This is a genomic window from Bacillus sp. FSL W7-1085 (genome assembly GCF_038595035.1).
GTDB classification, from domain to species: Bacteria; Bacillota; Bacilli; order Bacillales; family Bacillaceae; genus Bacillus; species Bacillus altitudinis.
In genome coordinates this window covers 2,172,248-2,186,272 of record NZ_CP152000.1, presented here as the reverse complement: position 1 = coordinate 2,186,272, position 14,025 = coordinate 2,172,248, and the positions used below count along the sequence as shown (strand labels likewise).

Annotated in this window: 13 protein-coding genes and 1 other annotated feature (1 of these 14 running past the window's edge); of the genes, 9 read left to right on the top strand and 4 right to left on the bottom strand. The window is 41.7% G+C overall.

The features are described from left to right. The first annotated feature begins 324 nt into the window (after window positions 1–324). The 5 genes from MKY11_RS11180 to MKY11_RS11160 all read left to right on the top strand — a co-directional run bounded on the left by MKY11_RS11180 (window position 325) and on the right by MKY11_RS11160 (window position 4,632). Entirely contained in the window at window positions 325–636 is a 312-nt protein-coding gene (locus MKY11_RS11180) for a PTS sugar transporter subunit IIB (RefSeq protein WP_017367558.1), read from the top strand. 3 nt (window positions 637–639) lie between these two features. Further along, window positions 640–972, top strand: coding sequence for a PTS lactose/cellobiose transporter subunit IIA (locus MKY11_RS11175; RefSeq protein ID WP_017357943.1), 333 nt, complete (start codon window positions 640–642; stop codon window positions 970–972). 25 nt (window positions 973–997) lie between these two features. Next, window positions 998–2,344, top strand: a complete 1,347-nt coding sequence (gene celB, locus MKY11_RS11170; RefSeq protein ID WP_039165893.1) for a PTS cellobiose transporter subunit IIC — start codon at window positions 998–1,000, stop codon at window positions 2,342–2,344. Next, window positions 2,328–3,734 carry a glycoside hydrolase family 1 protein gene (locus MKY11_RS11165; RefSeq protein WP_039165890.1) on the top strand — a complete coding sequence of 469 codons (1,407 nt, stop codon included), beginning with the start codon at window positions 2,328–2,330 and terminating at the stop codon, window positions 3,732–3,734. The genes celB and MKY11_RS11165 overlap by 17 nt, the downstream gene beginning before the upstream one ends. 175 nt (window positions 3,735–3,909) lie before the next feature. Continuing rightward, a complete protein-coding gene (locus tag MKY11_RS11160) occupies window positions 3,910–4,632 on the top strand; it encodes a GntR family transcriptional regulator (protein WP_008342268.1) in 723 nt (240 codons plus the stop codon). A 50-nt stretch (window positions 4,633–4,682) separates the two neighbouring features. On the opposite strand, the gene zwf is transcribed toward MKY11_RS11160, so the two are convergent. Further along, window positions 4,683–6,158: a glucose-6-phosphate dehydrogenase gene (gene zwf, locus MKY11_RS11155; protein WP_008342269.1), complete on the bottom strand. Its 1,476-nt coding sequence runs from the start codon at window positions 6,156–6,158 to the stop codon at window positions 4,683–4,685. A 222-nt stretch (window positions 6,159–6,380) separates the two neighbouring features. On the opposite strand from zwf, the gene rnz reads away from it, so the two are divergent. Both rnz and MKY11_RS11145 read left to right on the top strand, forming a co-directional pair. Next, window positions 6,381–7,310 carry a ribonuclease Z gene (gene rnz / locus MKY11_RS11150; protein ID WP_039165882.1) on the top strand — a complete coding sequence of 310 codons (930 nt, stop codon included), beginning with the start codon at window positions 6,381–6,383 and terminating at the stop codon, window positions 7,308–7,310. A 139-nt stretch (window positions 7,311–7,449) separates the two neighbouring features. Then, entirely contained in the window at window positions 7,450–8,757 is a 1,308-nt protein-coding gene (locus tag MKY11_RS11145) for an aminotransferase class I/II-fold pyridoxal phosphate-dependent enzyme (protein WP_039165881.1), read from the top strand. Between the two features lie 44 nt (window positions 8,758–8,801). On the opposite strand, the gene MKY11_RS11140 is transcribed toward MKY11_RS11145, so the two are convergent. Beyond that, window positions 8,802–9,566, bottom strand: a complete 765-nt coding sequence (locus MKY11_RS11140; protein ID WP_041091946.1) for an alpha/beta hydrolase — start codon at window positions 9,564–9,566, stop codon at window positions 8,802–8,804. A 119-nt stretch (window positions 9,567–9,685) separates the two neighbouring features. Beyond that, window positions 9,686–10,702: an NADPH dehydrogenase NamA gene (gene namA, locus MKY11_RS11135; RefSeq protein ID WP_024718910.1), complete on the bottom strand. Its 1,017-nt coding sequence runs from the start codon at window positions 10,700–10,702 to the stop codon at window positions 9,686–9,688. Between the two features lie 140 nt (window positions 10,703–10,842). On the opposite strand from namA, the gene MKY11_RS11130 reads away from it, so the two are divergent. Continuing rightward, window positions 10,843–12,456, top strand: a complete 1,614-nt coding sequence (locus MKY11_RS11130; RefSeq protein ID WP_342501415.1) for a M20/M25/M40 family metallo-hydrolase — start codon at window positions 10,843–10,845, stop codon at window positions 12,454–12,456. A gap of 117 nt (window positions 12,457–12,573) precedes the next feature. Next, window positions 12,574–13,065 carry a DinB family protein gene (locus tag MKY11_RS11125; protein WP_159145792.1) on the top strand — a complete coding sequence of 164 codons (492 nt, stop codon included), beginning with the start codon at window positions 12,574–12,576 and terminating at the stop codon, window positions 13,063–13,065. A gap of 35 nt (window positions 13,066–13,100) precedes the next feature. On the opposite strand, the gene proC is transcribed toward MKY11_RS11125, so the two are convergent. Then, window positions 13,101–13,928 carry a pyrroline-5-carboxylate reductase gene (proC, locus tag MKY11_RS11120; protein WP_024718913.1) on the bottom strand — a complete coding sequence of 276 codons (828 nt, stop codon included), beginning with the start codon at window positions 13,926–13,928 and terminating at the stop codon, window positions 13,101–13,103. 41 nt (window positions 13,929–13,969) lie between these two features. Then, window positions 13,970–14,025: a binding site (T-box leader), on the bottom strand (it continues 156 nt past the right edge of the window).

The following is a 14,025-nucleotide window of genomic DNA, read 5'->3' as shown; positions in this document are numbered from 1 at the left end:
TCCATCTCGGGGCAGTTACTTCTCATGATTTATGGGTTTTTGAATGAGCTAAGTCATTAGCACTTATTTTAACAAAGTTCTCAAAGACTGTCTTCTGAAGAAGAAGCTACTTTATGGTTCATTCGGAGAGTATTTTTTAAAAGAAAAGGGGTCTCGTTCATATCTGGATGAGATCTCTTTTGTTCTGAAAGCTTGATGTGAGTATTGATACGGTCATTTTTAAAATAAAATACATACATATAAAATTAAATGTCTAGACATTTAAAAATAAAAATATATAATATTAACTGGAAGCGCTTTTATTACAACAATGGGGTGAGAGAAATGAAACGTATTTTATTAGCATGCAGTTCAGGTATGTCTACGAGTTTACTAGTCACAAAGATGAAGGCACATGCTGAGTCTATAGGGGAAGAAGCAGAGATTTGGGCAGTCGGACAAGACCAAGCGAAAAAAGAAATGGCACATGCCGATGTTGTATTAATTGGACCGCAAATGAGCTTTTTAAAAGGGGATCTTCAAAAAGAAGCTCAAAAATATGGGATTGAAGTAGAGGTCATCGATATGCAGGCGTATGGGCTAGCAGATGGACAAAAAGCGTATGAACAAGCGGTTTCATTGATGGGGGAATCTTAAAGGATGGAAAAGAAAACGCTCGAAGGACTCACGGAAGAACAAATCAGTTTTCAATTGATCTTACACAGCGGAAATGCACGAAGCAAATTGCTTCAATCTCTTAAACAATTTAGAGAAGGTCATGAAACAGTAGCATCTGACCTTCTCAAAGAAGCGGAAGATGACTTGCGGAATGCACATGATATCCATTTTCAGATGGTACAGCAAGAGGCAAGCGGAGAAACGATTTCATTCTCCTTGCTGCTCATGCATGCCGAAGATCATTTCATGTCAACGATGACAATAAAAGAGCTTGTGGGAGAGCTCTTACCGATATTGCAATCACTGAAACAATAAAGGGTGTAAACAAGGGGGGAAACCAATGTTTGATAAAATAAGTGCGATTTTGGTTCCGATTGCTGGGAGATTGAACAACAATCGCTATCTAGGGGTATTAAGGGATGCCTTTATGCTTGCGTTCCCATTAACAATTTTTGGTTCCATCATGGTCGTATTAATGAATTTGCCATTTTTAGATAAGATCATGAGTCAAACAGCACTGGAAGGTGTTCAGTCTGCACTGAATATTGCACCTAGTGCGACCATCAGCATTATGAGTGTGTTTGTTGTATTTGGGATTGGCTACTATTTATCGAAAAGCTATGATGTGGAAGCTGTCTTTGGCGGTGTGATCGCTTTAGCCTCTTTTCTACTCCTTACGCCATTTTTACTAGAACAAGAGGGCGGTGCATCCATTGCAGGCGTCATCCCAGTCGATCGTTTAGGCGCAAAGGGAATGTTTCTTGGAATGATCACAGGCTTTTTGTCGGCTGAAATTTATCGCTATTTTGTCCAAAAGAAATTTGTCATCAATATGCCGCAAGGGGTTCCGCCAGCTGTTTCTAAGTCTTTTGCTGCACTTATCCCGGCTACTTTGACACTCACAACCTTTTTACTGATCAATATCATCATTACACAAGGGTTCAAAACCAACATGCATGACTTGATTTACAATGCGATTCAGGCGCCGCTTGTCGGACTTGGAAGCGGTATCATTCCGACCTTGATCGCTATTTTCTTTATACAAATTCTTTGGTTCTTTGGGCTCCACGGCCAAATTATTATTAACTCTGTCATGGACCCGATTTGGAATACATTGTCCATTCAAAATCTAGAAAGCTACACAAAAACAGGTGAGGTTCCAAACATTATCAGCAAGCAGTTTATCGAAATCTATACAGTGGGTATGGGTGGAACCGGTATGACGCTAGCTGTTGTGTTTACGATTTTAATTTTCCTTAAAAGTAAGCAATTGAAACAAGTAGCAAAGCTCGGCTTAGGACCAGGTTTATTTAACGTCAATGAACCCATTATCTTCGGTTTACCGATTGTGATGAACCCGCTTATTCTCATTCCATGGATTTTGGCGCCAATGGTGATTACTTGTATTTCTTATTTTGCGATGGCCGCAGGTATTGTGCCGCCTCCGACGGGCGTGAATATTCCTTGGACAGTCCCGATCTTTATTAGCGGAGTCATGGCAACAAATTCATTAGCGGGCGGTCTGCTTCAGCTGTTTAATTTAATGATTGTGTTTGTCATTTGGTTCCCGTTCCTAAAATTTATTGATCGTATGAATGTGAAAAATGAAAAAATAGTCCCGACAGAAAAAACGAAACAAACAAACATCAAAGGTGAAGGAGACTCAATACATGTCGATGGAAACTAACAGTCAATCATATACATTTCCAGAAGGTTTCTGGTGGGGATCTTCTGCCTCTGCTACGCAAACAGAAGGCAGTTATCCAGGAGATGGAAAGGGACCGAACATTTGGGATCACTGGTTTGAAAAAGAGCCGAATCGTTTTTTTCAGGGCGTCGGTCCAGGTGTAACCTCGCAATTTTATCGTAAATACAAAGAGGATATCCGCCTCATGAAGGAGATTGGGCACAACTCGTTTCGTCTATCTATTTCATGGTCACGCCTTTTACCTGAGGGAAAAGGGGCTGTTAATGAAGAAGCTGTGGCTTTTTACAATGATGTGATCAATGAACTGATAGCGAGTGACATTGAACCGTTTGTGAACTTGTATCATTTTGATATGCCAATGGCGTTGCAGGAGACGGGAGGATGGGTAAACAGGCAGGTCGTAGACGATTATGTCAGCTATGCGACATTGTGTTTTCAGCTTTTTGGCGACCGGGTGAAAAAATGGTTTACCCATAACGAGCCGATTGTCCCTGTAGAGGGTGGATATATGTATAGCTTCCATTATCCAAACGAAGTTGATTTCCAAAAGGCAGTGCAAGTTGGATTTCATGAGATTTTATCAAATGCTAAGGCCATTGCGGCTTATAAAGAGATGAAGCAGGATGGGAAAATAGGCATTATCCTGAACCTTACTCCTTCGTATCCGCGAAGCCAGAATCCGCGGGATGTCGAAGCAGCTGAGATGGCTGACGCCTTCTTTAACCGGTCCTTCCTAGATCCAGCAGTGAAAGGACATTTCCCTGAAAAGCTGGTGGACGTGTTAAAGAAAGAAGGATTGATGCCGGCTATGGAGGAAGGAGACCTTGAACTCATTCAAGAGAACACGATCGACCTTCTCGGCATCAACTATTATCAGCCAAGAAGAGTGAAAGCAAAGGAACATATGCCTCACCCTGATGCACCATTTATGCCAGATCATTATTTCGATTCTTTTGAAATGCCGGGTAGAAAAATGAATGTGTACCGCGGCTGGGAAATCTATGAAAAGGGTATTTACGATATATTGAAAAAAGTCCAGACAGACTATGGGAATATTGAATGCTTTATTTCTGAAAATGGAATGGGTGTTGAAGGAGAAGAGCGGTTTCAGGATGAAGAAGGAATGATTCATGACGATTACCGCATTGATTTTATTTCTGAGCATCTTAAATGGGTGCATCAAGCCATTCAAGAAGGAAGTCATGTAAAAGGCTATCATCTGTGGACGTTTATGGATAATTGGTCATGGTCGAATGCCTATAAAAATCGCTATGGATTTGTCTCAGTGGACCTTGAGGAAGACGGGAAACGTACCATCAAAAAAAGTGGCTATTGGTTTCAATCGGTTTCAGAGAATAATGGTTTCTAATCAAGATACTTGCTCTTTCCTTGAAAAGGGCAAGTATTTTTCTTATGTAAAGATGAAAGGGGTGAAATGAAAGTGGCTCGAACCTTTTAAGCGCACTAGGCTTAGTGTAGAATGAGAGGAAGGCTAGAAAGCGCTATAATAGGATATGAAAAAACAAGTCAGTTGGTGGTGTGAGATGACAAAATACGAACTCATTTCAGAAGAAATTAGAAAAAGAATAGGAACAGCATATTATCCAGAAGATCAACCCATTCCAGATGAAAACTCGCTTGCCGCTGAATTTAAATGCAGCAGAATGACGATGAAGCGTGCGCTCGATCTTTTAGTGGCGGAAGGTCTGCTCTTTAGAAAAAGAGGTCATGGCACATTTATTGTGAAGGCAGCACTAAATCAAGGTGCGATCAACGTATCAGGTCATGAAAATAAAGGGTTCACGAAAGTGATGGCAGATAAAAACGTGACGAGCCAAATCATTCGCTTTGATGTGCATTTTCCAAGTGAAGAGGTGGCAGCTCATTTATCCATTGACTCAAGCACACCTGTCTATGACATTATTCGGCTCCGTTTGGTAGAAGAAGAGCCATATGTATTAGAAAAAACCTTTATGCCTGTCAATGTCATTAAGGGAATAGATGAAGAGGTTTTATTGGGTTCCATCTATAGCTACATTACAAACACACTGCAATTAAAAGTAGCAGGAGCGCACAAAAAAATTAGAGCGGCTAAATCAGATCAGCTTGATCAGCAATATTTAGGCTGTGACCCTACGGATCCGGTGCTAGAAGTGGAACAGGTGGCTTATTTAAACACAGGTCGGCCGTTTGAATATTCCTTTAGCCATCATCGCTATGATAAATTTGATTTTTCAACGGTTGAAATTACGAAAACACGACTTTAAAAAAAGAGCAGAACCCCCTCAATCGGGAGACTGCTCTTTTTTTGTTGATTTTATATATTCCACCAGTGATATCCATCTTTTTCAAGAAGCTGATCTGCTTCTTTTGGTCCCATAGAACCAGCAGGATAATTTGGTTTTAACGTTTTGGTTTCAGCCCATTTTTCTGAAATTGGATCAACAAAGTTCCAAGACAGTGCTACTTCATCCCAGTGGGCAAAGTTTGTTGCGTCACCTAGCAAACAGTCATGAATTAGCTTTTCATACGCTTCTGGTGTATTCATGATGTCGTTGTAATTTGTTTGATAGTCAAGCTTAATTGGTTTAGCATACGTTCCGCCATCAAGCTTGCGAGCATTCAGGTGAAGGGTGATGCCTTCGTCTGGCTGAATGTGAATCACAAGTAAGTTTGGATGCATGGAATTCCCGTTTCCGTAGTACAGGTTCATCGGAATGTCTTTAAATTGCACCACGATTTGAGTGGATTTCTTTTCTAGACGTTTTCCTGTACGAATGTAAAATGGTACCCCGGCCCATCTGAAGTTATCGATGAGAAGTTTTCCTGCAACGAATGTTTCTGTGTTGGAGTTTGGGTCGACATTTTGCTCTTCAAGATAGGAAGGAACCATATTGCCATCAATCGTTCCTGCATCATACTGTCCGCGGACAAAGAATTGATCCACTTCATCTTTCGAGAATGGACGAAGCGCACGCAATGCTTTCCGTTTTTCGCTACGGATTTCCTCTGTATTGAGCTTAATCGGTGGCTCCATGGCTAGTAGTGCAACCATTTGAAGCATATGGTTTTGTACCATATCTCTCAGTGCACCAGAACTCTCGTAATATCTCGCACGGTCTTCGACACCTAATGATTCACTCGATGTGATTTGAATGTTTGAAATATAGCGGTTTGTCCAAAGCGGTTCAAAGATCGCATTCGCAAAACGAATTACCTCAATGTTTTGCACCATCTGTTTACCAAGATAGTGGTCAATACGATAAATTTGATCCTCTGTAAATGCATCTCGGATCTCTTCATTTAATGTTTTGGCACTAGGCAGGTCATGACCAAACGGTTTTTCAATAACAAGTCGAGACCATCCAGTCGTTTCTGATACGCCTTCACTTTTTAGAAACTTCGCAATGGTTCCGAAGAATTCTGGTGCCATCGCTAAATAGAACATCCGGTTATTCGGGATACTGTATGTATCTTCAAGACCAGAAAGAAGCGTGTTCAGTGCTTGATAGGAAGCAGGGCTTGAGACATCAAAATCATGGTAATAGAAATGAGAAATAAATTCCTCTGCTTTTGCTTCTGCATCATCAGAAGAGACCGATTCTTTTACCACAGCTCTTAGGTCTTCATGAGACCAAGGACGACGTCCAACACCTACAACGGCGAATTGATCTCCAAGCTTTCCGCTATGATAAAGTCTATGTATAGAAGGGTAGAGCTTGCGTTTTGCAAGGTCTCCTGTTGCGCCAAAAATGACAATGACTGCTTTTGGATAGTTAGTTTCTGTATTCACGAAAAGTACCTCACTTTATTCGTAGCATTGTTGTAAAAACCGAGAATGTATGTACATTTTCTTTATTTTAAAGGTTCATTGTTCGTAAAGCAAACATTTGATTCGACTTTTTCTGCCCGAGTTTGACTTTTTTCAAAAATTCCGCTGAATTCACATTTATCCTGTCTTCATGTATTCTATATGAATGAAGAGATTGTATACCGGCTGTAGGAGGAAATCGTAATGGAACTGCTCTTTTTAGGAACAGGTGCAGGCATTCCTGCAAAAACAAGAAACGTCACTTGCACTGCGCTGAAGCTTTTAGAAGAGAGAAAAGCCGTGTGGCTTTTTGATTGCGGAGAAGCGACGCAGCATCAAATATTACATACAACGATTAAACCAAGAAAAATTGAGAAGATCTTTATCACGCATATGCACGGTGATCATGTATATGGTCTCCCGGGTCTGCTTGGCAGCAGGTCCTTTCAAGGCGGAGAGGATGAATTGACGATATATGGTCCAAGCGGCATTAAAGCTTTTGTAAACGCGGCACTTTCAGCGACACAAACGCATTTGACTTATCCGCTGCATATCATAGAAATAGAGGAAGGGATCGTTTTTGAAGATGAGACCTTTCAAGTAGAAGCAAGACGAGTGTCTCATGGGATCCCAGCTTACGGTTATCGGGTCGTGGAAAAAGATGTACCTGGTGCACTAAAAGCCGAAGACCTAAAAAAAATCGGTGTAAAACCTGGACCTTTGTATCAGAAGTTGAAAAATGGGGAAACCGTTACACTCGAAGATGGAAGAATGATTGATGGAACCGATTATTTGGAACCCCCTAAAAAAGGGAGAATCGTTGCATTTTCAGGAGATACCCGTTTGTGCGAGAATATAACAAGGCTTGCCAAGAATGCGGATGTGTTAGTCCATGAAGCAACATTTGGGAAAGAAGATGCAGAACTAGCCTATAATTATTATCACAGTACGACAGAACAGGCAGCAAAAACAGCGCAGGAAGCAGGCGCAAAAAGACTGATTTTGACCCATATTAGTGCACGGTACCAAGGGGAAGAGTCACTGAAACAATTACTCAAAGAAGCCCGCGATATATTCCCGCTGACTGAAGCTGCACATGATTTCTTTTCTTTTCCTATTGACCGTACCCTGTAAAAATTGGATGAATCGTCAAAAAAAGTTGTGTGATTTTTTTGATATTTATGATGACGCTCTTTTTCAGGTAGTGGTAAAATGGTGAAGAAAAAACAAATGACGAATTACACTATGAAGAATACGGGAGGCACAATCAAAGATGAGCGGTTTTACAGCGTTAAGTGAAGCAGAATTAAATGACCTATATGCAGCACGACAAAAAGAATATGAAACGTACAAAAGTAAAAACTTACACTTAGACATGTCTAGAGGGAAACCTTCACCAAAACAGCTCGATTTATCTATGGGCATGCTCGATGTCGTGACATCAAAGGATGCAATGACAGCTGAGGATGGTACAGATGTGCGAAACTATGGCGGCTTGACAGGCCTTCCTGAAACAAAGAAATTTTTTGCAAGTGTGCTCAATCTGAAGCCAGAACAAATCATCATTGGCGGTAATTCTAGTCTAAATATGATGCATGACACAATTGCACGTGCTATGACTCACGGCGTATATGGCAGCAAAACACCTTGGGGAGAGCTTCCAAAGGTAAAATTCCTTGCACCAAGCCCAGGATATGATCGTCATTTTGCCATTTGTGAGCATTTTAACATAGAGATGATTACGGTAGATATGAAGTCGGATGGACCTGACATGGATCAGGTGGAAAAATTGGTTGCAGAAGATGAAGCCATCAAAGGGATTTGGTGTGTACCGAAATATAGTAACCCTGACGGCATTACGTATTCAGATGAGGTTGTTGACCGTCTTGCTTCTATGCAGACAAAAGCAGACGACTTCCGTATTTTTTGGGATGATGCCTATGCAGTCCACCATCTAACAGATACGCCTGATACGTTAAAAGATATTTTTCAAGCAGTAGACAAAGCAGGACATGCAAACCGTGTGTTTATGTTCGCCTCTACTTCTAAAATTACGTTCCCAGGCTCAGGTGTTGCACTAATGGCATCTAGTCAGGACAACGTCAGCTTTATTCAAAAACAGCTATCAGTTCAAACCATTGGGCCAGATAAAATCAATCAATTAAGACACCTTCGTTTCTTCAAGAATCCAGAAGGATTGAAGGAACATATGAAAAAGCATGCAGCGATTATTAAGCCGAAATTTGACCTCGTTCTTTCGATCCTTGATGAAAAGCTTGGTGGAACAGGCATCGCTGAGTGGCACAAACCAAACGGCGGATATTTTATTAGCTTAAATACACTCGATCATTGTGCAAAAGCTGTTGTGCAAAAAGCGAAAGAAGCCGGTGTGACACTAACAGGTGCAGGGGCGACATATCCTTATGGAAACGATCCGCTTGATCGTAACATCCGTATTGCGCCAACGTTCCCAACACTTGAAGAACTAGAGCAGGCGATTGACATCTTTACGTTATGTGTTCAGCTTGTCAGCATTGAAAAGTTGCTGTCTGAGAAAAGTCAATCAGCACCAACGGTATAATGAAAAAACTCCTTGACTGATGTCCGGTCAAGGAGTTTTTGTTTTTAGTTAGCTGTTTGATAATAAGAGACAGGCTGTTTTGCTGCACACCACACATCATAAATCGCAAGCTGCACAATATGTGGTTCATCGTGATGAATATAGTGCGAGCTGTTCTGCGCCTGAATCCATCCGCTTTGGGATGACAATGTGAGCATTCGTTTATGAAGCCTGAGCCAAGCTTCATGTGCTGGATGAAACAAGCGGCTTTTGCCTGATGAAATGACAAGAAGGGGCATCATCCCATAATGCGTTTGCTCCTCTTTGATCGTACGCAGCATTTGCTCAAAGTCCTCATGTGTACATTCTGCTGTGAACTGCGCCATATATGAAGTGCGTTCTTCCTTTGATAAGAGCGGCAGAATGACCTGCTCTTGCTCCTCACTTGCTGGGTCTAGAAGGACCATACCGATAACATCTTCTTTTCTGCGGCTTGCCCATAAGCGGCTGACAAGAGAGCCAAATGAGTGCGCCACAATGAGAAATGGCGGCTGAATATTGGCTTGATGTAAGAGTGTATCTAAATCATCCGCAAGATCATGCAAAGTTCTTCCTTCTTTGCTTTCACTGCTTTTTCCATTACCTAAACGGTCATATAAGAAAACACCAAGCTCTGGGTCAATATCACGAGCGATATTCGCCCACGTATCGCCTGAAATTCCATATCCTGCTTCAAAAATAATGGTGGCTTGCTTTTTTCCTTGACGATGCCTTGTATAAAAGTGATGTCCATCTATATGATACGTTCTTTCAATCAATGCCGAGTTCATTCTTCCATCTCCTCTAAGTGGTTCTTTAGCTAAAAGACGGCACAAAAGGCAAAGATGTTTCTCTTAAAAACAAAAAAGATGCCTATTTCAAAAAATAGACACCTTTTTGCTTAAAGATGTTACCAAGCGCGATCGTATTGGCGCGGGCTTTCGATGGATGTACGAAGCTCTTTAGCGGCTGTTTTTGGGAAATACGGATCCCGTAAAAATTCTCTGCCGATAAAGATCAAGTCAGCACGCTGATTTTGTAAAATTTCTTCGGCCTGTACACCAGATGTGATCATACCAACAGCGGCTGTTTGGATGCCGGCACCTTCTCTTATTTTCTCAGCAAAGGTGACTTGGTAGCCGGGGAATGTTTTAATACTGGCTTGCACCACAGCGCCTGAGCTCACATCAATTAGATCGACTCCTTGCTCTTTCAGCCATGCGGCAATGCCAATATAATCTGCAATATCTAGTCCCTTTGTTGTGTAATCAGAAGCGGATACACGGACAAATAATGGTCCATCCCACACTTCATTGACTGCATCAACAACTTCTCTCAAGAAGCGATAACGATTTTCTGGTGAACCGCCATATTCATCTGTCCGGTGATTGGCAAGCGGTGAGAGAAATTCGTTAATCAAATAGCCATGCGCACCATGAATCTCAATGATGTCAAATCCAGCTTTCTTGGCGCGGACAGCGGCATCTTGAAACGCCTGAACTGTGTCTTTTATTTGATCGATAGACATCTCAAGAGGTGTTTTAGATTGCTCGTCAAATGGAATGCTGGATGGAGCAAGAATGTCACCATCTAGCTCAGCCTTGCGTCCTGCATGGGCTAGCTGGATGGCCGTTTTTGTTCCGTACGCTTTGATTTGTTCGTTTAATGAGGCAAACCCTTCAATGTGCTCATCACTCCAAATTCCGAGGTCCTGATCACTAATTCTTCCCTCAGGTGAAACAGCACTTGCCTCGACCATAATTAATCCGGCCTGACCTTGCGCACGGGAAATATAATGTGCAAAGTGGAAAGGCTGTAATTTTCCATCACGGTCATAGGATGAATACATACACATCGGGGACATGACGATGCGGTTTTTGAGTGTGACACCTTTTAATGTCCAAGGTGAAAAAAGCTTTGTTTCCAATTACCTTCGCCTCCTCATAGAATGGTATAGCCGATTATAACAGTCATTCAAACATTCGTCATAAAAGGTGCTCAAACCATATAGCTTTTGAACATGATTTTGTATAATGAAAGATATGGACATCAAAGGGGGATAAACGGATGAAATGGCAAACGGAAAGTGAACTAAAGGAGCTACTCACAGCTCTGATGCAGTATGAAAGCATATCTGGTACAACGGGAGAAGTTGCATTAGCGGAATATTTATATTACTTGCTGAGGGAGCGGCCATATTTTGAGCAGCATCCTGATCACTTGGCTTTGCATCCAATGAAAGATGGCCGGTATTTTTTAACGGCACTTGTCAAACGAAGTACGCTGCCACGTACTGTTTTACTCCTCAGCCATTTTGATGTCGTCGATACAGAGGATTACGGAGAATTTCAAAATATGGCGTGTAAGCCCGAAGAGTTAATGGCGTCCTTTTCTCAAAAAAGTGCACTTCTTCCAAAAAGGGCAAGAGAGGATTTAGCTTCAGGTGACTGGCTGTTTGGACGAGGGTCCATGGATATGAAAGCAGGCCTGACTGTCCAGCTTTCCATGCTGGAAAGAGCGATGGCAGGGAGGTTTGAAGGAAATATTCTGCTCGTCACAGTGCCAGATGAAGAAGTGAATTCACAGGGAATGCTGGAGGCTGTTCCGAAACTAAAGGAAATCAAGGAGACGTATGACCTTGAGTATACCGCGTGTTTAAACAGTGAGCCGATGTTTGAAAAGTATCCCGGGGATGCGCACCAATACATCTATACAGGTAGTATAGGGAAGGTACTTGCGGGATTTTTCTGCAAAGGAATTGAAACACATGTAGGTGAGCCCTTCTCAGGATTAAATGCAAATTTTATGGTATCTGAATTAAACAGGCTGTTAGAACTGAATAGTGATTATTGTGAGGAAGTAGATGGTGAAGTGACACCGCCTCCGACCAATTTGATGCAAAAGGATTTGAAAGAAGCTTACTCTGTTCAAACGCCTCACACGGCTGTTTCTTTATTTAATGTGCTGATGATGAACCGCTCTAGTGAAGAGCTTCACGGGCTCCTCTATGAAACTGCGAAACAAGCAGCAGCCCAAATCGAAGCCAATCTCAAACAGAAAACCGCTGCATTTCAACGCTTTAAACATTTTACACCCATCGATACAAACATCACGGTGTTAACGTATCATGAGCTGTACGAAAAAGCTGCTGAACGATCCGGCAAGCAGGAGGTCGAGCGAATTGTCAACTACGCCTTTGCCAACCGGGGTGAGCTTGGGGATCGTGATTTTTCAACCAAAATTGTATCGGAACTGACGACCCTTTGTAAGGAAGATGGAGCACTGATTGTGTTGTTTTATAGTCCGCCTTTTTACCCATCAGTTTCTTCAACAAACGATCTGCATATTCAAACGACCTTAAAGAAGATTCAAAGAGAAGCAAAAGAGATCTATGGAATCGAAGTAGAAGAAGTCAAATATTTTCCTGGTTTATCTGATTTAAGCTACTTACAGCTTGAAAATCAAGATATAGCCGATTATACAGCCAACATGCCGCTATACCAAAAAGGCTACTCGTTACCACAAGGAGAAAAAGAAGCTCTTAACGTTCCTGTCATCAACGTTGGTCCATTAGGAAAGGATGCGCACAAATGGACAGAACGGCTGCATGTCCCATTCTCTTTTGGCGTTTTGCCATCGCTCTTACAATCAACAATTCATGCTTTACTAGAAAAGAATTAAGTGAAAGCCCTATCGCCATGATAGGGCTTTTCTTTTTGATTTTAATCACCTTCTGTCTAAAGAAATAGAGTATGATATAGAATGATACTTACATATATTTGAAGGGGGATTGTGAGAGTGAAAACAGGAGTACTAACAAAAACAGAGATCATGACATCACTTCAAGAGAGTTTGCGTAAGCTTGAGGAGTTATTATGGACATGTGATGAGGCTACATTAGATGAATCTTTTGGGGAAGGCAAGTGGTCGATTAAACAAATTGTTGGACATTTGTATGATACAGAAGAAGTCTGGTCAGAGCGGATAGAGCAGGCAATATCAAATGAGCACACGCTTTTCGCATCATATGATCCAGAGATATATGTGAAGGGAAGAGCTTATGAAACGTATACCGCACAAGAGGTCAGTGCATTGATCGAGCGCTTAAAAGAGAGCAGAAACAAAACACTACAACTATTAGAAAAGGATACATGGGATTTTTCAGGTCTCCATCCTGAAGAAGGGATGATGACAGTCCAAATATTAGCTGAAACCATTGCTTTACATGAAATTCATCACCTCGATCAAATCAAAGCCATCATGTCCATGAGAGCATCGAGTGATAGATGAAAAGCACCTGTCATCAAGGCAGGTGCTTTTCTATATTATTTATACGTACTCGCTGAAAACATGTCGTTTAATTCTGCTGCGCGTTTTGTCGCTGTTTTCACACAATCGACAATCGCTTCTTCAAATTGATAGGAAGCAAGGGTATTCAGTCCTGCTTCTGTCGTTCCACCTTCGCTCGTAATTTCTTTGCGCAATTCAGCAGGTTCCTTACCGCTATCCTGAAGCATATTTGCAGCGCCTGCAATCATTTGACAAATGAGCAATTTCGCTGTCTCTTGGTCCATCCCAAGTTCCGATGCACCTCGCTCCATTCCTTCAATCAAGTGATAAATAAAGGCAGGACCGCTGCCTGCAATGGCTGTGACCGCATTCAGCTGTGATTCATCTAAAACCGTCACATGACCGATCGTTTCAAACAGCTGAACTGCTTTTTCCTTTTGCGCTTCTGTGACTTCATCACTGACAGCAATGCCAGTAGCTGATTGTTGTATGGCTGCTGATGTATTTGGCATCGCACGAACCACCGCCGTTTTTGCGCCAGCATAATGCTGAATGGTTTCAATAGAAATGCCCGCTAAAATAGAAATAATCAGCTGTCCATTTAAATGGGGCCTTACTTCAGAAATGCCACTTTCCGCATCTTTTGGTTTTAAAGCAAACACCAGCATATCGGCTTCTTCATAAATAAAGGAACGCGCGAAATCTGTTTTGACTCCATAACGTGCATTTAATTCTTCTAATCGTTTTTCATTTGTTTTATTTGTGACAATGATATCTTCATTTGACATAATGCCGCTCTTTAAAAGACCTTTAATCATAGACTCGGCCATTGAGCCTGCACCAATAAATCCAATTTTACTCATAAGCTGCTCCTCCTTGTAGAAAATAAAAAAACCTCTCGTCTGCAAAGGACGAAAGGTTTTTCGCGGTACCACCCTCAATTAGCATGCAATCATGCAT

Bases quoted from the DNA above. Each gene is read 5' to 3' on its own strand.
- proC (WP_024718913.1), bottom strand. From the start codon at position 13,928: ATGAGTAAAATTGGATTTATTGGTGCAGGCTCAATGGCCGAGTCTATG.
- MKY11_RS11160 (WP_008342268.1), top strand. From the start codon at position 3,910: ATGACAAAATACGAACTCATTTCAGAAGAAATTAGAAAAAGAATAGGA.
- celB (WP_039165893.1), top strand. From the start codon at position 998: ATGTTTGATAAAATAAGTGCGATTTTGGTTCCGATTGCTGGGAGATTG.
- rnz (WP_039165882.1), top strand. From the start codon at position 6,381: ATGGAACTGCTCTTTTTAGGAACAGGTGCAGGCATTCCTGCAAAAACA.
- MKY11_RS11130 (WP_342501415.1), top strand. From the start codon at position 10,843: ATGAAATGGCAAACGGAAAGTGAACTAAAGGAGCTACTCACAGCTCTG.
- MKY11_RS11140 (WP_041091946.1), bottom strand. From the start codon at position 9,566: ATGAACTCGGCATTGATTGAAAGAACGTATCATATAGATGGACATCAC.
- MKY11_RS11180 (WP_017367558.1), top strand. From the start codon at position 325: ATGAAACGTATTTTATTAGCATGCAGTTCAGGTATGTCTACGAGTTTA.
- MKY11_RS11175 (WP_017357943.1), top strand. From the start codon at position 640: ATGGAAAAGAAAACGCTCGAAGGACTCACGGAAGAACAAATCAGTTTT.
- MKY11_RS11145 (WP_039165881.1), top strand. From the start codon at position 7,450: ATGAGCGGTTTTACAGCGTTAAGTGAAGCAGAATTAAATGACCTATAT.
- MKY11_RS11165 (WP_039165890.1), top strand. From the start codon at position 2,328: ATGTCGATGGAAACTAACAGTCAATCATATACATTTCCAGAAGGTTTC.